The 16710-nt window shown below is 63.8% G+C and carries 25 protein-coding genes; 4 read left to right on the forward strand and 21 right to left on the reverse strand.

Annotated features, from left to right (window positions below):
* The first annotated feature begins 80 nt into the window (after positions 1-80).
* On the forward strand, positions 81-1112 hold the full coding sequence (locus GRB80_RS00355; RefSeq protein WP_161422142.1) for a succinylglutamate desuccinylase/aspartoacylase family protein: 1032 nt from the start codon (positions 81-83) through the stop codon (positions 1110-1112).
* A gap of 18 nt (positions 1113-1130) precedes the next feature.
* Here the strand turns inward: GRB80_RS00355 and dusA are convergent, their stop codons facing one another.
* Positions 1131-2156: a tRNA dihydrouridine(20/20a) synthase DusA gene (gene dusA / locus GRB80_RS00360; RefSeq protein WP_161422143.1), complete on the reverse strand. Its 1026-nt coding sequence runs from the start codon at positions 2154-2156 to the stop codon at positions 1131-1133.
* 119 nt (positions 2157-2275) lie between these two features.
* Here dusA and GRB80_RS00365 point away from each other — a divergent pair, with 119 nt between their 5' ends.
* Entirely contained in the window at positions 2276-3346 is a 1071-nt protein-coding gene (locus tag GRB80_RS00365; protein WP_161422144.1) for a tyrosine-type recombinase/integrase, read from the forward strand.
* A gap of 417 nt (positions 3347-3763) precedes the next feature.
* On the opposite strand, the gene GRB80_RS00370 is transcribed toward GRB80_RS00365, so the two are convergent.
* The 15 genes from GRB80_RS00370 to GRB80_RS00440 form a co-directional block, all read right to left on the reverse strand.
* Positions 3764-4435, reverse strand: coding sequence for a phage virion morphogenesis protein (locus GRB80_RS00370; protein WP_161422145.1), 672 nt, complete (start codon positions 4433-4435; stop codon positions 3764-3766).
* Between the two features lie 16 nt (positions 4436-4451).
* Positions 4452-5468 carry a phage major capsid protein, P2 family gene (locus GRB80_RS00375; protein ID WP_161422146.1) on the reverse strand — a complete coding sequence of 339 codons (1017 nt, stop codon included), beginning with the start codon at positions 5466-5468 and terminating at the stop codon, positions 4452-4454.
* A 50-nt stretch (positions 5469-5518) separates the two neighbouring features.
* Complete coding sequence (locus GRB80_RS00380) at positions 5519-6220, reverse strand: hypothetical protein (RefSeq protein WP_161422147.1); 702 nt, start codon at positions 6218-6220, stop codon at positions 5519-5521.
* Positions 6217-8670: a replication endonuclease gene (locus GRB80_RS00385; protein ID WP_161422148.1), complete on the reverse strand. Its 2454-nt coding sequence runs from the start codon at positions 8668-8670 to the stop codon at positions 6217-6219. The genes GRB80_RS00380 and GRB80_RS00385 overlap by 4 nt, the downstream gene beginning before the upstream one ends.
* 141 nt (positions 8671-8811) lie before the next feature.
* Positions 8812-9024: a hypothetical protein gene (locus GRB80_RS00390; RefSeq protein ID WP_161422149.1), complete on the reverse strand. Its 213-nt coding sequence runs from the start codon at positions 9022-9024 to the stop codon at positions 8812-8814.
* Positions 9025-9037: 13 nt separating this feature from the next.
* A complete protein-coding gene (locus tag GRB80_RS00395; protein WP_161422150.1) occupies positions 9038-9256 on the reverse strand; it encodes a hypothetical protein in 219 nt (72 codons plus the stop codon).
* Complete coding sequence (locus tag GRB80_RS16580; protein ID WP_374708602.1) at positions 9253-9645, reverse strand: helix-turn-helix transcriptional regulator; 393 nt, start codon at positions 9643-9645, stop codon at positions 9253-9255. The genes GRB80_RS00395 and GRB80_RS16580 overlap by 4 nt, the downstream gene beginning before the upstream one ends.
* A 69-nt stretch (positions 9646-9714) precedes the next feature.
* Complete coding sequence (locus GRB80_RS00405) at positions 9715-10290, reverse strand: hypothetical protein (protein WP_161422152.1); 576 nt, start codon at positions 10288-10290, stop codon at positions 9715-9717.
* Positions 10290-10565, reverse strand: coding sequence for a hypothetical protein (locus GRB80_RS00410; protein ID WP_161422153.1), 276 nt, complete (start codon positions 10563-10565; stop codon positions 10290-10292). The genes GRB80_RS00405 and GRB80_RS00410 overlap by 1 nt, the downstream gene beginning before the upstream one ends.
* Positions 10566-10567: 2 nt before the next feature.
* Positions 10568-10792 carry a hypothetical protein gene (locus tag GRB80_RS00415; RefSeq protein WP_161422154.1) on the reverse strand — a complete coding sequence of 75 codons (225 nt, stop codon included), beginning with the start codon at positions 10790-10792 and terminating at the stop codon, positions 10568-10570.
* Positions 10793-10797: 5 nt separating this feature from the next.
* Positions 10798-11205, reverse strand: a complete 408-nt coding sequence (locus GRB80_RS00420) for a hypothetical protein (RefSeq protein ID WP_161422155.1) — start codon at positions 11203-11205, stop codon at positions 10798-10800.
* A 1-nt stretch (position 11206) separates the two neighbouring features.
* Complete coding sequence (locus GRB80_RS00425; RefSeq protein ID WP_161422156.1) at positions 11207-11548, reverse strand: hypothetical protein; 342 nt, start codon at positions 11546-11548, stop codon at positions 11207-11209.
* Between the two features lie 11 nt (positions 11549-11559).
* Positions 11560-11823 (reverse strand): pyocin activator PrtN family protein, encoded by a 264-nt coding sequence (locus GRB80_RS00430; protein WP_161422157.1) that lies wholly within the window; start codon positions 11821-11823, stop codon positions 11560-11562.
* On the reverse strand, positions 11823-12116 hold the full coding sequence (locus tag GRB80_RS00435; protein WP_161422158.1) for a hypothetical protein: 294 nt from the start codon (positions 12114-12116) through the stop codon (positions 11823-11825). Before GRB80_RS00435 ends, GRB80_RS00430 begins: the two co-directional genes overlap by 1 nt.
* A 67-nt stretch (positions 12117-12183) precedes the next feature.
* Positions 12184-12345, reverse strand: a complete 162-nt coding sequence (locus tag GRB80_RS00440; RefSeq protein ID WP_237561891.1) for a ribbon-helix-helix domain-containing protein — start codon at positions 12343-12345, stop codon at positions 12184-12186.
* 102 nt (positions 12346-12447) lie between these two features.
* On the opposite strand from GRB80_RS00440, the gene GRB80_RS00445 reads away from it, so the two are divergent.
* Positions 12448-12804, forward strand: a complete 357-nt coding sequence (locus GRB80_RS00445; protein ID WP_161422160.1) for an Arc family DNA-binding protein — start codon at positions 12448-12450, stop codon at positions 12802-12804.
* A 122-nt stretch (positions 12805-12926) separates the two neighbouring features.
* Here the strand turns inward: GRB80_RS00445 and GRB80_RS00450 are convergent, their stop codons facing one another.
* The 4 genes from GRB80_RS00450 to GRB80_RS00465 all read right to left on the reverse strand — a co-directional run bounded on the left by GRB80_RS00450 (position 12927) and on the right by GRB80_RS00465 (position 15015).
* Entirely contained in the window at positions 12927-13196 is a 270-nt protein-coding gene (locus GRB80_RS00450) for an ogr/Delta-like zinc finger family protein (RefSeq protein WP_161422161.1), read from the reverse strand.
* Positions 13197-13392: 196 nt separating this feature from the next.
* Positions 13393-14394: a hypothetical protein gene (locus tag GRB80_RS00455; RefSeq protein WP_161422162.1), complete on the reverse strand. Its 1002-nt coding sequence runs from the start codon at positions 14392-14394 to the stop codon at positions 13393-13395.
* 10 nt (positions 14395-14404) lie between these two features.
* The gene (locus tag GRB80_RS00460; protein WP_161422163.1) at positions 14405-14761 is read right to left on the reverse strand and encodes a type II toxin-antitoxin system HicB family antitoxin; all 357 of its coding nucleotides are present in this window, start codon (positions 14759-14761) and stop codon (positions 14405-14407) included.
* On the reverse strand, positions 14758-15015 hold the full coding sequence (locus GRB80_RS00465; protein ID WP_161422164.1) for a type II toxin-antitoxin system HicA family toxin: 258 nt from the start codon (positions 15013-15015) through the stop codon (positions 14758-14760). Before GRB80_RS00465 ends, GRB80_RS00460 begins: the two co-directional genes overlap by 4 nt.
* Positions 15016-15322: 307 nt before the next feature.
* Here GRB80_RS00465 and GRB80_RS00470 point away from each other — a divergent pair, with 307 nt between their 5' ends.
* Positions 15323-15937 carry a hypothetical protein gene (locus tag GRB80_RS00470; protein ID WP_161422165.1) on the forward strand — a complete coding sequence of 205 codons (615 nt, stop codon included), beginning with the start codon at positions 15323-15325 and terminating at the stop codon, positions 15935-15937.
* 9 nt (positions 15938-15946) lie between these two features.
* On the opposite strand, the gene GRB80_RS00475 is transcribed toward GRB80_RS00470, so the two are convergent.
* Positions 15947-16687, reverse strand: coding sequence for an SDR family NAD(P)-dependent oxidoreductase (locus GRB80_RS00475; RefSeq protein ID WP_161422166.1), 741 nt, complete (start codon positions 16685-16687; stop codon positions 15947-15949).
* Positions 16688-16710: the final 23 nt, after the last annotated feature.

Here is a 16710-nt window from a genome sequence, read left to right on the forward strand (position 1 = left end):
CATAATGACGCATGCTCGTCTTTTGAGGCGACCTGCCGTATAAGAGCGGTAAGATAGGTATTTCTGCCGCAGGAGGCCCCATGCCTCGAGCCCCCTTCGACCTTGCCGGTGTCGCGATCGCACCGGGTAGTCGTACCCAGATCGACGTGCCCGCCGCTCGTCTGTATACGCACGCCCCGCTCTCTATTCCCGTGGAGGTGGTGCATGGTCGCCAGGCGGGACCGACCCTGCTGGTATGCGGCGGCATCCACGGTGACGAGATCAATGGCGTCGAGATCGTGCGTCGCCTGCTGCGCTCCAGGCAGCTACAGGGCCTGCGCGGGACTCTGATCGCGGTGCCGATCGTCAATGTCTTCGGCTTCGTGCAGAACAGCCGTTATCTGCCTGACCGTCGCGATCTCAACCGCTGCTTTCCCGGAAGTGAGTCGGGCTCCCTGGGAGGCCGCATGGCGGCACTGTTTCGCGAGGCGATCGTCGATCAGGCAACCCATATCGTCGACCTGCATACCGGGGCGATTCATCGTACCAATCTGCCTCAGATTCGTGCCCAGTTGGTGGCGGGCGGGGAGACCGAACGCATGGCCAATGCCTTCGGGGCGCCGGTGATTCTCAATGCCGAGCTGCGCGAGGGTAGCCTGCGGCACTATGCCCAGAATCGCGGGATACCGGTGCTGACCTACGAGGCCGGCGAGGCGTTGCGCTTCGATGAGTGGGCGATCACCCCTGGAGTGCGTGGGGTGCTTAGGGTGATGCGTCGCCTGGGCATGCTGAGCGGTGAGCACCGCCGCCGTGAGCCTCCGGCCGCCGAGGTGGCCAATGGCTCAAGCTGGGCACGAGCCCCCATCGATGGAATCCTGCGCCCCAGGGTGCGCCTGGGAGCGCGGGTGGCCAGGGGTGAAGTGCTGGGCCGGGTGGCCGACCCCTTCGGCAATGCGGAAGGGGAGGTGCTGGCCATGGCGGACGGTATCGTGATCGGCATGAGTCGCCTGCCACTGGCCAACGAGGGTGAGGCGCTGTTTCATATCGCCCGTTTCGATGCCATCGAGGAGGCCCAGAGCGCGATCGAAGGCTTTCACTCCAGCCTGGAGCCACCGCCCGACCCGCTGTACTGAAGAGTGTGCCGAGCGGCCTTAGGCCACGGCGGGGGTCTCGCGCTCGGCGACCAGGCCCAGGGCGTCATCGAACACTGTCAGGCCGGCCCCCTCGCGATGGGCATTCTCCGACAGATGGCGGCGAAACTTGCGCCCGCCGGGCTGGCCCTGGAAGAGTCCCAGCAGATGGCGAGTCAGGTGGTTGAGCCTGGCCCCCTCGTCGAGGCGGCGAGCGATATAAGGGCGCAGGGCACGGGCCGCGGCATGGCGGCTGGCTGCCGGTCCGGGGACGCCGTAGAGTGCCTGGTCGACGCCGGCGAGCAGCCAGGGATTCTGGTAGGCCTCGCGACCCACCATCACGCTGTCGACGAACTCGAGCTGCTGCTGGCAGGCGTCGAGCGTCTTGAGGCCGCCGTTGATGCCGATATGCAGCTCGGGACGGCTCGCCTTGAGACGATGCACCCGGGGGTAGTTGAGCGGCGGCACGTCACGATTCTCCTTCGGGGAGAGGCCTTCCAGCCATGCCTTGCGCGCATGCACGATAAAGGTGTCACAGCCGGCGTCGGCAACGGTATCGATAAAGCGCGAGAGGTCGGCATCCTCGTCCTGGTCGTCGATGCCGATGCGGCACTTGACCGTGACCGGAATGGATACCGCCTCGCGCATGGCCTTCACCGCTGCGGCGACCTTCAGAGGGTGCCCCATCAGGCAGGCGCCGATCAGGTTGTTCTGGACCCGGTCGCTGGGGCAGCCGACGTTGAGGTTGACCTCATCATAGCCCCACGCCTCGGCGATGGCAGCACACTCGGCGAGCGCGCCGGGGTCGCTGCCGCCCAGCTGCAGGGCCAGCGGATGCTCGACCTCGTCGAACCCCAGGAAGCGCTCCCGGGGACTGCCATGGAGAATGGCGCCGGTCGTGACCATCTCGGTATAAAGCAGGGCGTGACGGGTGAGGGTCCTGGCGAACGCGCGGTAGTCGCGGGTCGTCCATTCCATCATGGGGGCCACGGAGAACGTCCTATCCAGCGCAGGGCGCGTATTTTCAGGCTTTCCGGTGGGTTGCATGCTGTCGCCCTCGCGACGTTTGTCGATGTTTTTTGCCATTTTGCTACGTTTTTGGCCTCGCGTTGCTACGAGTTTGCTAAGCTGTAGCCAGTGGATTTGCTACAAAGGAGCCAGGCTCGATGGCGACGATCACCAAGCGGAAGAAGAAGGGCGGGAGTGTCGCATACACTGCCCAAATACGCATTATGCGCAACGGGGAGCGCGCGCACTCTGAGGCCCGTACTTTCCCCAAGAAAGCCATGGCCGAGGAATGGGCGAAGCGCCGGGAGCTCGAGCTCAAGACGCCTGGCGGCCTACTGAGCGCGAAGTGGCGAGGCGTGACTTTGAACGATGCCATTGAGCGATACCTCCACGAGTTTGCCCAGGGCGCGGGGCGCACGAAGCGGGCCACAATCCAGCAGCTACAGCGCTTTCCGATCGCCAGGGTGCAGATCAACGAGCTGACCAGCGAGCAGATTGTCGAGCATGGTGTACTTCGCCGAAACAGCGGCGTGACGCCGGCCACCGTCAACCTCGATATCACATGGCTCGGCATCATACTGAGGACGGCGGTAGCCGCCTGGAAGATGCCGGTTGACCTCGCCGAGTTCGAGGCGGCGAAAGTGCTACTGAAGTCGAAGCGACTGATCGGCAAGCCCAGGGCCCGGGATCGGCGGCCCACGGCGGCGGAGGTCGAGCAGCTGCGTGCCTACTTCCGGCGATCCCAGCGGATACGGCCGACAGCGATCATCCCGATGGAAGACATCATGGACTTCGCCATCGCGTCCTCGAGGCGACGGGAGGAGATTACCCGGCTCCTCTGGTCAGACCTCGACGAGGCCGCGTCGACGTGTTGGGTGCGGGATGCCAAGCACCCCCGGCACAAGCTCGGCAATCATCGCCAGTTCAAGCTGACCACCGAGGCGCTGGACATCATCCAGCGGCAGCCACGCACCCAGGGCGAAGACCGCATCTTCCCCTTTCGCCCGGCCTCGATCGGCACGCGGTGGCAGACGGCGACGGCTGCTTGCGGCATCGAAGACCTACGCTTCCACGACCTTCGTCACGAGGCCACATCGAGGCTATTCGAAGCAGGGTACGAGATTGTCGAGGTGCAGCAGTTCACGCTCCACGAGAGCTGGGATGTGCTGAAACGCTACACGCACCTCCGGCCGGAGAACCTGACCCTGCGCACAGCGGTGTTGCCGTGATGCCGACTCCTCCCTTATCGCGTTGCCGCTTCTTGCGGAGTCGTCTAGAGCTTTTTGGGCGCGATTTCGCCGAACAGCGGCCATTTCGGCCATCGCCCACCCACTTGTCGGACTTTTCGACATTTTCGGGTGGGCAAAAGTGCATAAATTCGCATAGCCCCTTGCGCCCCTGTGAAGCCCCGGGAGCCCAGCAACGGCGCGGGCTGACACTCTGCTGCATACGTGCATAATTCCCGAACTATTTAGAGCGCAGGCGTGGAGGGGGACTTATCGCGCGCCGTGGGGCGCCGTGGGGTAGGGGGCATATGGGGGCAGAAAGCCATCAGCGGAAGCGCAGGAGGAGCGCCAAGAGAAAGACCGATGCCTGACACAGAAAAAGGCCGCGCTTCTCACGCGGCCTCTGAGGGCGATATAGGGCTATCGCTTCACGTTGGTGATGTGGTCGATCACCTTATCCTGGATCATCTGAATGTCAGACTGTGACAGGCCCAATAGCTTCCGTTCAGGGTAATCGGCCATCGCGCCGTGATGCTCCATCTTGACCTTCTCGCCATACTGGTGAGCTGCCGCGATGCCGGCGACGCCCCGCACGAAGCCGACGGCCAACCCGTCGGACCCGGCGTGGAGCATGCGTAAGTTCTGAGCGTGGCTGATTTTGCGGAACATGGCTTGGCGCCTAACCTTCCCCCTCTGGGCACGCAAGCGCCCCCCACCCCCTCCGGAAAAGTCGGGGCGGGTATAGAACCGGATGCGGCGCTTCAGGAAGGTGCGGATGCCGCTGGCTTCGCGATCATAGCCAATCATGCGGTCCCCCTCGTCTCGGAAGGACTTCATCGCTGCCATACGCTTGATGCCCCCCGGTTTTTCGTAGAGGAACTTGACCGGCTTGTTGATCGGCTTCTTTTCCTTCCTCGGCTTGAAAGGGGTGCCGTCGGGGTTCTTCTGGGCTTTGATGCGATTACGGTTGGACTTGGCGAGCTCCAAAGCGATTTCGCTCATCAGCTTCTTTCGCTGCTTGTCGCCCAGGGCGTGGAGCGTGGGAGCAAGCCAGCTTTCCAGTTGGCGCTCCAGGTCATCAGCGGCGGCCATAGTGTTCTCCTTCCGGTTATGCCCAGCTTCCGAAGACGATGTTCTCGACCAGACAGGCCGCGCCGAAGTCCTCGATCACGTACGCCTCGTTCGAGCTTTCGTAGTTCTCAATCTGCTTGCGCTTGGGGTTATCGATCACGAAGCGGCGGCGGCTGCCGCGCTGCCAGTAGATCGACAAGTTCTCGGGCATGGTGATGAACAGGCTGTTCTCTGGCATGCCGGGGACCCTGGCTGCCGCCTTGCCACCAAACCGGGCGTTGCTCATCACCACATCCATGGCCACCGCCTCGGTCGGTGTACCGGCGTGCTCGCTGGCTATCTGGAAGTACTTGTCGGCGATCAGCTCGCGGCCCGCTATCACGTTGATGTCGGGGTTGCCCCGGTGCCAGGGGTCGATCAGCTCGCCTACGACATCGAAGATTAGGGCGTCGATGTTCTCGTAATCGCCGCCGGGGCCGACACGAACCTCGCCGGCGGCGGCGCCCTCGCCAAGCACCCGGGCGGGGGCGTGCTCGCGGAGCACTTGCAACCACCCCTTGTTGACGTCCTGTAGCAGCGGGTTGGCGCCGCTGTCAGTCTGTGCCGCCGCGCTCGTCCCATTGAAGCCGATGGTCAGCCGGTCGAGCGCCTGCTGCCTGACCAGCATGTCGCGGACGCGGCGCTGGAAGTCGGGGAACTTGGCCCAGGCGTCCAGCTTGGCCCAGCTGATGTGGGTGTCGAACTCAGTGCTCTCGCAGACGAACTCGACCTGGTCCAGCTCGATCACGTCAACGGGCTCGCGGTCGCTTTTCGTGATGTCGGTTCGCTTAGCGATGGGTCCACCTACTTCGAGCCCCATGCGCTGCCCCCTCATCTCGTCGACGCCGACGATATTCACTCGCTGCAGGAAGGCGGAGCTTTCCTGAATGTGGCTCTCGAGAGACTGCTGCACGCTGGGCGCGACGCTGAACGACTGGCTGACGTCGCGGACGCCGTTGAGCTCGGCGATTCGGCTCAGCAGTTGGGTGAAGGCTTCGCGCGTTTCGTTCTTCATGATGTCTTCCTGGTGGTGGTGATGGTGGTTACCGGGTGGTCTTGTACCGCTCAGTGCTCACAGGCCAGCGGAGCCAGCGGGCCCTCGAGGTCGCCCTCGAAGCGGGTTTTCTCGTCGCCCAGGGCGGCCATCCGCTCGATTACTGCATCGGCGATCATGGCGCGCTTCCGCTTTTCGGCCTCGGCGGCGATCTTGCGGCGGTCATCGCCGGAGATCTTCGCCATAAAGCCGGGCTTGCTGGACTCATGGCCATCGAAGCCAATGCCACCCATAAAGCTGTGATCCTCGACGACCTCGCTTCGAATGCTATCGGCGCGTTGAGCAAGTGCCTTGAGCAGCTCCTGGCCTTCAGGCTTCTCGAAGACTTCGGCCATGGCGGCGTCGAGGCGGTTGGCTGCCGTATCCCGGCGCGCCTCGGCCAGGTGGGCGATGTGCTGCTGTCGAAGCTGGCTGGCCCAGTGGCGCAGCTCGGCAACATGAGGCGTCAGCTCGTTGATCAGTACATCGAGCTGCTCGACCTCGGCGGCTAGTGTGCGCTCCTCGGCTTGCAGCTCGCGGACCTCCTTTCCGGCGGCCCCGCCGGCATCCTTGAAGATCTGCCGCCACTGTCGGCCGGCGTCGCGGCTGCTCTGCATGGTGGCAGCGCGCTGACCTTGCAGGCGCTTGAGTTCGCCGGCGGCAGTTTCCAGCTTGTCGCGCATGGCGCGGTAGTTCTCAGTCACTTGGGTGAAGTGCTTGTGGGTGGTGGTCATGCGGCGGTGCTCCAGGTGGTGGTGCGTTGGGGGAAAGGTTCTACGGGTGCGGGGGCTTCCCACAGGGCGGCGGCGGCCAGCAGGGCGCGCTCGGCATCGAGGCCGTGCTGGTCGCGGTTCTCCTTGACCAGCAGCCGCGCCCAGGTCTGGCGATCCTCCTTGACGGGCGGCGCCTCGAAGAAGCGCCACGCCAGGCGGGAGGCCAGCTCGTCGTCGATACCCTTGGCCTGGCGGCGCTCGGCGTAGGCCGGCGAGGTCAGGAACTGCCAGGCGGCGCGGGACTCCGGCGTAACCGGGTGCCGGCCCGAGTCGTCCGGCAGAGGCTCGCGATCCCCAGCACTGCCGGGCTCCTCGAAACCCTCGAGCTCAGGCGGGGAGTACTCCGGCACGGTGATGGCGCGTTGTGCCCTCAGCAGCTCCAGGGCGGCCATGTCTTGGCGAACACACTCTTCGACGTCGGCGAGATTGGCCTGATATTCGGCGGACCCTCGCCACTCATCGAGGCGCCGACGCTGGGCTTTTGCCAGCTCGGGCGGCGGTGTGCGGGGCTGGATATCAGGGTCCGTACACTTATTCTCAGGACTCCAAGTGCTCGCGGCTTCGCCGCTGCGCTGGCCCTGCGCTGCCGCGCCGGGCTTCACGTCCCAGCGGTAGAAGCGAGTCAGGAACTCGGCTTGGCCCGTCGAGCTGGTGACGACTACGCCGAAGGTCGCCTTCACGGGCTCGCCGTAGGCGCCTAGCTTCTCGATGCCTTCACACAGCTCGCCAGTCTCGGGGTCAACTTCGGGTGCTTTGGTGTCCAGCCGCGCCATGCGCCATGGCCGGGCGGGGCGGTCGTCGACGGGGACGCCGATGCCGCCCATGTGGTCGATGAACTTGAACCAGTCGCCGGCGTCGGCAGCGCGGTGGAGATCTTCCAGGATCGCCAGCGCCTCGGGATCGGGCTTGGTGATGGCAACCCAGTCCTTGAAACATGCCGCGGCATAGCTATCGGCATCGCTGGTGCGCAGGCGGCGAAGCTCTCGCCAGACTGTCACGCTGGGTGTGCCCATAAACTGGAACTGACGGATGCCATGCACGGAGGCCCACGCCTCGATGCGGGATGAGGCCACGTCCATCGGGTTGCCGTAGAGGTCGACATCATCGGCCTTCGCCGCGCCGGCGATGGCCTTGCCGATGTACTTGGCGACATAGCCGGCGGCGCTACCCTTGGCGGGGTCGATGTCTTCGAAACGGATGCGGACTTGCTCCCGGCCAGCGACCTCCTCGGGGTCGATCGAGAGGGCGTAGCGCCGGATGATGGCCTTGAGGTGGTCGAGTTGATCAGCGGACACGAACAGCAACAGGTGCCAGTGGGGCGTGCCGTCGTGGTGCGGCTCGGCAACCCGTACCCCGTAGCACTCGACGCCATCCCGCTTGAGCTTGGCCCGGGTCCGCGCCCACAGCTTTCCCAGCAGGCGGTGCGACTGGCGCGGCGTGGCGCCGTTGTACTTGGGGTTGGGCGTTGAATTCCTCTCAAGCACCGAGTGGAAGGCGCTGGGCAGCGTCCATGTTACGAACACACCGCAATGCCCGGCACGGCGGCCGAAAGCCTCGGTCTCTCTCACCCTGAGCATCATCTCGGCATAGCGGTGTTTGGGGTTCGCCTGGCCGCTTTCGGAGAGCTCGGCGAGCGTCAACTCCTGGTCAAACTGGTTAGTGGCGGTGGTGCCCTCGAGCATGAGGCGGTTTGACGCCTGGCGGTGCTGCCAGCGACCGAAGGCCAGGTCCGACAGGTAGATCTCGGCGCGCTTGTGCACGCGGCGCACCAGGCGCTGGAACTGGTCGAGGCGACGGGTGGCTTCGGTGCGCAGCTTACGGCGCCACCAGGCGGCAGCGCCTAGCTTCTTGAGCAGCGTGTGGCGCTGGCTACGACTTAGGCGCTCGAGCTCGTCAGGCGGGTCGATGTCGAGATGGTGTTCGTGAGCCTGGCGCAAGGCGGCGCGCAGAGCCTCAATCTCGGCATCGCGGCGGCTCGGCCAGGTGTGGCGCTGAAAGACCAGAGTGGCCAGAACGAGGCCGGCCGGGCGGCGAGGCTGCCAGTAGTGGTGGCGGCAGGTGGTGGCCAGGGCCTGGTCGGCCTTTCGGCCAAGGCGACCAAGCTCGGCGGCGACGCGCTCAGCCTTGGTCAGGGCGTAGTCCTCGAGCGCCTGGTCGTCCCAGGTTGCGTTGAAGGGGCCGAGGCACAGCTGTGCCTCCATGGCGCGCAGCCAGGTGTTCGCCCGCACATTGCCGCGGTTGCCATGCCCGGCAGCGGTGGAGGCCGCTACCACGCCACAAATAAGATCATCGGCAACTAGGGGAAACTTGTTGAAGATTTTGCGGCGCCATTCCCGGCACCAAGGCGTGCCGAGGGCTTTCTCGACCTCGCGGGCTGCGCTGACCATCATCGGGAGCACGAACCGTGTCATCGTGCACCTCCGATGTCGCCGGGGCAGTCGGCGAGCTTGCGCGCGGCGCTCGCTGTGCTACGCTTCTCGCCGTTAATGTTTGTGTTTTGGGCCCCCATGCGATTGTGGCGATCGTCGGGGGCCTTCTCGTTTCCCGCCATCTCAGCTTGCCTCGTAAACTCTTTCGCCGGTCAGCTTGCTGCGCTCGGCAACATCGAATCCCTGCGCTTGAATCAGCGAGTCGCGGCCCGTCTCCTTGCGGCCACCGTCCCGATCCAGTGCTTGGCCGACGGCGCGCTTGATCGCCGGCCAGTCGTCGGCGGTGAAGGTGATGCGCTCGCTTTGTACGCTCAGGGTGATCACTCGCTTCGCCATGGGTGTCGCTCCTTCAGCAGTCGGTTTGAACGGGCCACTGCCCGAAGAAGGCCGTATCACTCGGGCCCTGGTTAAACTTTCTGGTGGCTTTCGGTGCTGGCACTGTCTTTAGCTTTTCCACGTCGACTCCGGCATTCATCAGGCCGTTATGAAGCGAGGTATAAAGCTCGATAGCTTCATCTTCGGTGAACTCGTAAGGCAGCCCTTCGAGATCGATATCAATCAGCTTCATGCTTTAACTCCTGCACGATTGAAGCGTTTGGGCGAGTAATTAACTCGACGATGCTCTAACTCCTCGAGCCACTCGAAGACTTCGTGACTTAGGAAAGCGGTGATATGGGTGGAGACTTGAACAGGTCGCGGGAAGTCACCGCGGGCAGACATGTTGGTTAATGTGGCGCGTGATATCCCGGTCAATCTCTCGACCTCTGGCCAGCGCATAAGCCGCTTCGGATGGCTGTTGGCTTCCTGGTCCACTGCTGTCTCCGCTCGATGTGTAGGGTGCCCCGGGCCCACGAGTTCAAGCCCAAACCCTTCCCGGGGCGCCTGCAAGACCTCGCTAAACTGAAGGCGAGTATTCCGGTGCAGGTACGGAATATGGTGAACGAGGTTGCAAGGCATTTCCTCCCGACTTGTTGTAAGAATGCGGGTTCTTACAACAAGTCATGTTTTTTGGCACTTTTGCCGTTTTTATTTGTTTATGTTTTGCGATTTATTGCGACGTTTTCGACGAGGTGTCACCGGTGCAAGCTGCCGATCGTTCTCTCTGAGCCCTTCGAGCCGCTCGTTGAACAGTGAGTCAATGAGAAGATCCATCGGCGTCGGCTGCTTCCCGTCGGCATGTTCGGTGGCGGCTTCCTCAAGCAGCAGGTAGTCCGGTGTCAGGATGAACCAACCCGTCTCGTCACCCCGGCCCCAGCCGCGGCCGTGGCGGTCGAGTTGCGCCGTATCGGTGCCGCGGCCCCATTGGTCGTCCAGCTTGCGGATGCACAGGTAACGGCTGTCGACTTCAATCGGCCAGCCGTCGTACTCCAGCCACAGTGTCTGGCGGCCGTAGCCTGCCCAGTGCCACCGCCATTGGCAGTGGCTGAGTAGGTGCTGGAGGCTCTCGTCGACTTTCCACTGACGCAGGCACTCCCGGCACTCCAGGTAGGCGGCCTGGTCGCCCTCTGCGGTGGGCGCCGTGGTTCTCACTCTCAAGCTGTATTCGCCGCAAAGGCGGCACTGCCGATGGCCGTGCCGCGAGGCGCGCTTCTGCTTGGCCATCAGTTCAGCGCCTCTTCGTCGTCCTCGCCGGCGGCGTGGGCCAGGTGGTATATCTCCATGCGCGTCTGCGTGAGGCTGTCGGCGACGTTGGCGAGCAGATCGGCGATTGCCCCTGCCCCTTCGGGGCCGAGGCTGTAGCCATCCCGGGAAAGCTGGCGAGTCTCAGCCTCCAGGTCTCGCAGTGCCGCAAGGTCATGATCGAGCGCATCACGCCAGGTGATTAGAACGCTCTCAGTGATTGCGTCGATATCGCGCTCTTCCAGGTCGTAGGCCATGGTCACAGCTCCTCTAGATTGATGTGCTCGAGCACCGCCCGGCGGGCGGCGCGTAGGTCGGCGGGGCGGGCATCCAGCCACAGCCAGTGTCCGCTTCCGGGGCCGCTCTCGACCCCGGCCCGGCGCGTGCGGCGCTCCCAGCGGTAGCGGCTGCCCATGGGGCTCTGCCACTCGACGACCGCGCCGGTATTGACGCGCTCGTCGAGGTCGCGAACTCGGGTCAGCATGGCGGTCACTCCAGTGGCTCGGGCACGGAAAGTGCCAGGTCCTCACGCAAGACCTCCAGGGCGCTCGCATGTTGGCGAACTTGCTCGATGTCGCCTTCCCTCAAGCCGGTGTTGGCCAGGCTCTCGGCCAGGCCCATCAGGCCGGCCTGATGCAGATCGAGCCCTTGCAGGGTATCCAGCACCGCGGCGGCGCTGATCGTGACGCGGCGGAGCCGCTCCTGCTCTTGGCGCCATGCCTCGAGCTGATTGGCCAGCGCCCCCAGGCTGCCCGCTGTCTTGCTGAGGCTCTCGGCGCGCTCGGACTCGCCACTGTCGGCAAGCCAGCTGGCCTCCATGCTGACGGCGAGGCTTCCGGCCCTGACACCTCTGGCCATGGCCCTGAAGTCGACGCTGGTGGTCTGTTGTGTGGTCATGTCACACCCCCTGGCTTTGGCAATAGCAGTGAACGGCGCCGGCATCCTGGCTGCGTGCGGTGGCGCGAAGGTGGGCACTGTGCATGGCGCGCATCAGGTCCAGGGCATCAGAGGCGAGCAGTTGGGCGGCCTGTGCGATGTTTTCGACGTCTTGACCGTCCAGGCTTCGAGCGTCAGCGCCGGTGGCTACGGTGAACAGCATCGCCTGCGCAGCAGATAGGCGGCTGTCGGCCTGCTCGAACAGCGCCCGGGGGCTGGCTGCTTCATTCAGCAACAAAGTGGACTCGCCCATGCCGGAGGCGGACGTCAGAGGTTGAAGACGGGGAGGGGTGTTGATTTTCATGACGGTTGACCTCATTCGTTGACGGCTTGCCACTGCTGGCGAGCTTGGGCCTTGCGGCGGTCCAGGTATTCGGCGAGGTCGCCGGCGCTGACCAGCCAGGGCGACTTTTGCGAGTCGAGGGCGCGATACACCGGCACGGGCAGCGCCTGCGCACAGGCCCGGGTGCTGGCGGTGCGGGCGTTGATGCCGAAGTAGCGCGGCGCGACCTCCTCCAGGGGGATCTCGGCGCGACCCTCGAACTCGGCAAGGAGGCCAAAATAGGTGGGTGTGGTCATTAGTGCATCCCCACGGAAGCGGCCCGGCGCTGACAGGCAGGCGGTGTCGGTGATGGCGTGTCGTCTTGTGAGATGAGGTCAATCAGGTAGGCGTAGGTCTCGGTGTCGAGCGCGCCCAGGGCAACGGCCATCTTGGCCATGCCGATAAGCTCGGCACGCTGATCGGGGTGGCCGTTGACGCGATAGGCGACCAGCAGCTTGCCAATGGTGTTCACGGCGTTCTGGTGCGCGCTGAGCTCGGCCGAACGGCGGGGGCTGTTCTTGCGTTTCTGTTGCAAATTGCTAGGATACATGATGTCTGTTCCTCTTAGCGGTGGTCCGGACGTTTTGGCCTCGGGTGTTGGCGCACCCGGGGCTTCGTCATTTCTGGGCGCTGGCATTCTGCTCGTGGCGCATGGCCTTTTTGATTAAGTGGTTGATCAACCAGGTCTGGCTGCGCTCAGTAGCTTCCGCCGTCTGTTCCAGCCAAACCTTTACCTCGGGCTCGAGCCTTGCTTTGAACTGTGGATGGGTGTGTTTCATCACGCTCCCTCTCGCGTTTTCATTGGTACCTACTAGGTACGTATCAAAAGATACCTAGTAGGTCCGTTGTCGTCAACACCTACTTGGTCCATTATTTTCGGCATGACGATCCAGACTGACCCCCAATACAAGCTGCGCATGCCGCCTGAGCTCCACGAGAAGCTCAAGGCGGCCGCTAAGGACAATCACCGCTCGATGAATGCGGAGATCGTGGCGCGCCTTCAAAGCACGCTCGAGGAAGGCAGCCTTTACGGGCAGCCAATCGGGTTGGCATCGGACACTCTCGCTGCGCTTGATCTTGACGAACTGCTCGAGACCGTAGGCGGCACCATGAAGACCCTTCAGGGCGCAAGCGAGGCCCTGTACATGGCCATTCGGCATGCCCAGCGGGCTGAGCGGGCGAAAGATCAAGCCGCCGATCAGCAAGGCAGGGCTGGTGAAAATGCTGACGACTCGTGATCTCTTGCATGGCGACGGTGACTCCCTGGCGTGCGAATGGTGATGTTCAGGGTGAGGGGCGCCAACAGCCGGCCCGAAGGTGACTGCATGGCGTCTCTTGCGTTATGGGGTAGCGGGTGGTTTTAGCCGGGCGGCGGGTTGCGGCCTGGTGTCGCGAAAGTGCTGGGTATCACGACTTCCAGACCCTTTATGTCGCGCTGCTGGCTGCTGAGTTTGGTTTGGCGAACGATCTCGGCGCGCATCAGGTAGGCGGCTCCGCACTCGCTGTTGTGGCACACGCCGTAGGCCCCGGCAGCAAGTCCGCTACGGCTACATCTGGGCCTGCGAATCTCGATCTCGCTGCCGCAATGCGGGCAGACGATAGGGAGGCGGTAGCCGATGGTCTGAGTCATGGCGGCCAATCTCGGTTCGTTGTGTTCGAGTCGAGAATGGCAAGCGAGCAGGAAAAACAAAAGGCACTGACGCCGTCAGTGTACTTTTTGAAGCGAAGACTTTGCCCCTCGGATTGAGCCGCATCGCAACCGGCCAAATCCAAAAGCGCCCCGCAGGCACATAGCCAGCGAGGCGCTTTCGCAGGGCTGCCATGGATTATTTGTCACCGAGCTGCTGTTGGCGCTCAAGCTGCCCGGCAGCCAGGGCCTCGCTCATTCGCTGATAGTGCTTAAGCTGCTGCCAACGCGGGGTGATCCAGGCCTCTATCATCCGCAGTGCGTTCGGGTGGGTGGCGGCCCAGTCGCCAGGCTGGGTGAACTCCTCATTGATACGGGCGTGAATCTCCTTGGCAATGGCGCGCTTCTGTCGAACCCGGCCGCTTGCCGGGTCTGTATGGTTGGCTTCTAGGTACTCGAGGGCAAATAACTCGGCCGGTCGGGCATTACCGGAAGCCCCTTTATCTGCATGCTTACGGCTCCTGCGCGCGTTGAGTGTCTTTTCGCGCTCACGTTGGATCATCGCCATATGACGGAGCGCCTCGCACAGCCTGTAGGCCAGCAGCTCGAAGCGCTCATGGGTGGTCGTATGGAGCAGACTGGATGCGGTATATAACGTGTCCATCAGCACGTCAGGCAGAGGGTCTAGTCCAACTTCCACTGCGAGTCGATCCGCGGCGCGTCTCGGGGTGTGCCCCTGGTTCCAGTCAAGGATCAAAAGCTGAGGGGCTTGCTCATCGGGCAGGTCGAACCGGTTTTCTATGGGGTCAAAGCCGCGCGTCAAATCATCCCATAGCTCTAGGATATTGAAAGGGTCGATGGGTACGTCATCAAGACGCAGGTAGGTTGCTGCTACCCGTCGAAGGTGCTCGATAAGCACATCAATCCCGGGTAGCGCCCCTCCCTGCTGGTGATCGAAGAAATACCCTCGGCGCGCGACCTTGCATGCTATATCCGGCTTTGACTTGCGCATCAGTTCCGCAAGTCGAAGCAGCCATCTCAGCAAATCGACTATTCCTGTGAGCTCGCCGGACCGCAGCCGCTCTTCACGCGTACGGGTTTCCCCAGGCTTGGCGACTTCGCCCAAGTGAAGCAAGAGACTGTCGAAGGCTTCGTCGAAGCTGGCAGGCTGGTGCGGCGGGAGAGCCTCCTTATTCGCCATAGCAGGTGGCTCAGCGGCTGGGCTGGAGACCGTTCTCACCGGCGGCGCGGGCGATGGCGTCGGTAGCCCACTGGTTCAGGCTCTTGCCGGATGCCTGCGCGGCGATGCTGGCGGCAGCATGCACCTCGGGAGGGATGCGCAGCAGCACCCGGCCGGAGGCGGGCTTGAGGGGCTCGCGGCCAGTGGCTCGACAGTCCTCGAGGTAGTGGTCGATGGCAATATGGAAGGCTTCGGTTAGCTCGGTGACGCTCTCGCCGTGGAAGCTGATTCGGTCGGCGATGCCGAGCACATGGCCGACGAAGACCTCGTCTTCGGCGTCGAACTCGATGCGGGCGGTATAGCCTTGGTACTTGAGCACGTTGGTCATGGTCTGATTCCTCTCTCGTCCAGCCAGGCGCGCACGTCTTCGACCTGGTACTTCTTGGCCTCCTTGCCGGGGTGCGGTCGGTGCAGGTAGAGCCGGCCACCTTCGCCCAGATCGAAGGCGATGCGCGATCCATCGCCTTCCCGCACTTCGCCGCCCAGGGCAGCGACAAGCGTCTCGATGTCGGCGAACACGATGCCGCTGGCCGTGGGGTGGCGGTAGATGGCCGCCAGGGTCTTTCGGTGCTTGGCTTTCATGCTGGGATGATAGCTTCGAGTGCTATCACTCGACAAGGTTCAGAAGGAGAGGTGGGGCGCGAAACTCTTTCGCGCTGCTGCATTTTTGCTAACGAACCGCTGAAAGTCCCATTCTTACTGGGGTGACTTCCAATCCATCATGGGGGCCACGGAGAAGGTGCGGTCAAGCTGAGGCATCGGCATCACGGAGGTCGGGCGGGGAGGAGGACGCATTCTACCAGCCCGCAGGCGTCAGGCCGAGGGGTGGACGACGCAGACACCGAGCGGTGGTAGCCTGAAGGCTGATGATGCTGTCTGGAGAGAGTGGATGACAAGGGCACTGTGTAAGGCAGTCCCGTTGGTGCTGGCGATCATGCTGGCCGGCTGTGGTGGCGAGGAGACGTCGTCGCCGGAGTCTACCGAGGCGGCCGACGACAGGACGACGGCCGATGAGGTGAGTTCGGCCAGCGAGAGCCGTGAGCCGGCCTCAACCGAGGAGGCGCCCAAGGTGCCTCCCTTCGATGAGCCGGTGACGTTCGAATTGAGCTCCCGGCTGGAAAGCGATCGGCGCCTGACGGTGGAGGGCGAGACCAACCTGCCTCAGGCGACTCGCCTGCAGGTGATCGTGGAGCGTGAGCTCAGCGGGGTGCGCTGGCGGGGGCGTGTGTCGGTGGCGGAGGGGGGCTTTGTGGCAGGTCCTTTCGGCCCCGGCAGTGGACTCCCGGATGGTGGCTATCGCGTTACGGTCGATGTTCAGGAGGGCAGCGTCCAGCCGCGCTCGGTGCGTGAACGCCTGGGCGAGGAGAACGAGCATCTCAGCGGGCCTCTGGTTCACCAGTCGCGGCACGGTCTGGGACAGGTGGCCCGCTACAGTCAGCGCTTCCTGGTAGGGAGCGAGACGCGGCGCACCCACGATCAGGTAGAGGTGATCCGGGTCGAGTAGCCCCGCCGGTTACCAGGGAATGGGTTTGCCTGCCCAGTCGAGAAAACTGCCGCTGGACTCCGGGCCGCACTCGCCCAGCACCGTCAGCAGGCGTGAGGCAACGAAGCGCGGAGAGAGTAGCTGTTCGGCGGGCACCCGGGCCTGGAAGGGGCGCGAGAGGCCGGTGTCGGTGGTGCCGGGATGCAAGCAGACTACCGTTAGTTGAGGATTCAGGCGCTTGAGCTCGATGGCGGCGGTCCGCATCAGCATATTATGGGCTGCCTTGCTGGCACGATAGGCGTACCAGCCACCCAGCCGGTTGTCGCCGATGGAGCCCACCCGCGCCGAGAGGCTTGCCACCAGCGCGGTGTGCTTCCCTTTCAGGTTGGGCTGCAGGGTCTGGAGCAGAAGGGCCGGCGCCACGGCGTTGACATGAAACAGATGCGTCAGGCTTGCAGGGTTGAGGTCATCCAGCTTCTTCTCCGGATGGATCCCCAGATTGGTATCGTGCAGGGTGCCAATGGCATTGAACAGCAGATGCAGTGGTGCTTCCCCCATCCGCTCGGCCAGTGCCTGGTGCCCCCCTTCACGAGTGAGGTCGATGGCCAGCGTCTCATGGCGGGGATCTTCCATGGCGGGCGGGCAGCGGCCGACGGCGATCACTCGGCCCGGGCGTGGGTCTGCCAGCAGCGCCTCGACCAGTGCGCCACCGATGCCGCCAGAGGCACCGGTGACAAGGGCGGTGAAACCTGAGGGAAGAGTGGGCAGCATGGGGGTCTCCTCGTCGGGTTGCC

The sequence above is a fragment of the Halomonas icarae genome (genome assembly GCF_009901955.1).
Classification (GTDB): domain Bacteria; phylum Pseudomonadota; class Gammaproteobacteria; order Pseudomonadales; family Halomonadaceae; genus Halomonas; species Halomonas icarae.

Bases quoted from the DNA above. Each gene is read 5' to 3' on its own strand.
- GRB80_RS00355 (WP_161422142.1), top strand. From the start codon at position 81: ATGCCTCGAGCCCCCTTCGACCTTGCCGGTGTCGCGATCGCACCGGGT.
- dusA (WP_161422143.1), bottom strand. From the start codon at position 2,156: ATGCAACCCACCGGAAAGCCTGAAAATACGCGCCCTGCGCTGGATAGG.
- GRB80_RS00365 (WP_161422144.1), top strand. From the start codon at position 2,276: ATGGCGACGATCACCAAGCGGAAGAAGAAGGGCGGGAGTGTCGCATAC.
- GRB80_RS00370 (WP_161422145.1), bottom strand. From the start codon at position 4,435: ATGGCCGCCGCTGATGACCTGGAGCGCCAACTGGAAAGCTGGCTTGCT.
- GRB80_RS00375 (WP_161422146.1), bottom strand. From the start codon at position 5,468: ATGAAGAACGAAACGCGCGAAGCCTTCACCCAACTGCTGAGCCGAATC.
- GRB80_RS00380 (WP_161422147.1), bottom strand. From the start codon at position 6,220: ATGACCACCACCCACAAGCACTTCACCCAAGTGACTGAGAACTACCGC.
- GRB80_RS00385 (WP_161422148.1), bottom strand. From the start codon at position 8,670: ATGACACGGTTCGTGCTCCCGATGATGGTCAGCGCAGCCCGCGAGGTC.
- GRB80_RS00390 (WP_161422149.1), bottom strand. From the start codon at position 9,024: ATGGCGAAGCGAGTGATCACCCTGAGCGTACAAAGCGAGCGCATCACC.
- GRB80_RS00395 (WP_161422150.1), bottom strand. From the start codon at position 9,256: ATGAAGCTGATTGATATCGATCTCGAAGGGCTGCCTTACGAGTTCACC.
- GRB80_RS16580 (WP_374708602.1), bottom strand. From the start codon at position 9,645: ATGCCTTGCAACCTCGTTCACCATATTCCGTACCTGCACCGGAATACT.
- GRB80_RS00405 (WP_161422152.1), bottom strand. From the start codon at position 10,290: ATGGCCAAGCAGAAGCGCGCCTCGCGGCACGGCCATCGGCAGTGCCGC.
- GRB80_RS00410 (WP_161422153.1), bottom strand. From the start codon at position 10,565: ATGGCCTACGACCTGGAAGAGCGCGATATCGACGCAATCACTGAGAGC.
- GRB80_RS00415 (WP_161422154.1), bottom strand. From the start codon at position 10,792: ATGCTGACCCGAGTTCGCGACCTCGACGAGCGCGTCAATACCGGCGCG.
- GRB80_RS00420 (WP_161422155.1), bottom strand. From the start codon at position 11,205: ATGACCACACAACAGACCACCAGCGTCGACTTCAGGGCCATGGCCAGA.
- GRB80_RS00425 (WP_161422156.1), bottom strand. From the start codon at position 11,548: ATGAAAATCAACACCCCTCCCCGTCTTCAACCTCTGACGTCCGCCTCC.
- GRB80_RS00430 (WP_161422157.1), bottom strand. From the start codon at position 11,823: ATGACCACACCCACCTATTTTGGCCTCCTTGCCGAGTTCGAGGGTCGC.
- GRB80_RS00435 (WP_161422158.1), bottom strand. From the start codon at position 12,116: ATGTATCCTAGCAATTTGCAACAGAAACGCAAGAACAGCCCCCGCCGT.
- GRB80_RS00440 (WP_237561891.1), bottom strand. From the start codon at position 12,345: ATGAAACACACCCATCCACAGTTCAAAGCAAGGCTCGAGCCCGAGGTA.
- GRB80_RS00445 (WP_161422160.1), top strand. From the start codon at position 12,448: ATGACGATCCAGACTGACCCCCAATACAAGCTGCGCATGCCGCCTGAG.
- GRB80_RS00450 (WP_161422161.1), bottom strand. From the start codon at position 13,196: ATGACTCAGACCATCGGCTACCGCCTCCCTATCGTCTGCCCGCATTGC.
- GRB80_RS00455 (WP_161422162.1), bottom strand. From the start codon at position 14,394: ATGGCGAATAAGGAGGCTCTCCCGCCGCACCAGCCTGCCAGCTTCGAC.
- GRB80_RS00460 (WP_161422163.1), bottom strand. From the start codon at position 14,761: ATGACCAACGTGCTCAAGTACCAAGGCTATACCGCCCGCATCGAGTTC.
- GRB80_RS00465 (WP_161422164.1), bottom strand. From the start codon at position 15,015: ATGAAAGCCAAGCACCGAAAGACCCTGGCGGCCATCTACCGCCACCCC.
- GRB80_RS00470 (WP_161422165.1), top strand. From the start codon at position 15,323: ATGACAAGGGCACTGTGTAAGGCAGTCCCGTTGGTGCTGGCGATCATG.
- GRB80_RS00475 (WP_161422166.1), bottom strand. From the start codon at position 16,687: ATGCTGCCCACTCTTCCCTCAGGTTTCACCGCCCTTGTCACCGGTGCC.